This window comes from Flammeovirga sp. OC4 (assembly GCF_000812565.1).
In the GTDB taxonomy this organism is placed as follows: Bacteria; Bacteroidota; Bacteroidia; order Cytophagales; family Flammeovirgaceae; genus Flammeovirga.
The window spans coordinates 1-282 of record NZ_JTAM01000205.1 but is presented as its reverse complement, the minus strand read 5'-3'; the positions used below and the strand labels follow the sequence as shown (position 1 = coordinate 282).

Annotated in this window: 1 protein-coding gene; it reads left to right on the top strand. The window is 38.7% G+C overall.

Going from position 1 to position 282, the window contains the following annotated elements:
* On the top strand, nt 1–282 hold a 282-nt coding region (locus PL77_RS29985), incomplete at both ends, for a DDE-type integrase/transposase/recombinase (RefSeq protein ID WP_044213807.1).

Sequence of the window (282 nt, the reverse complement as noted above, 5' to 3'; positions counted from 1 at the left end):
TCCTGGTCCTCATACTTCAAAAGGTGTAAAAGAACACAAAAAGTATCCCTACCTCCTTCGTAATATGGTCATTAATAAAGTAAATCAAGTATGGGCAACCGATATCACCTACATTCCAATGGAAAAGGGTTTTATGTATTTAATGGCTGTAATTGATATACACAGCCGTTACATTGTAGGCTGGTCTCTTTCCAATACAATGGAAGCAGAATGGTGCAAAGAGACGATACAGGAATGTATAGAAGAGCATGGAGCACCGGAAATTGTCAATACAGATCAAGG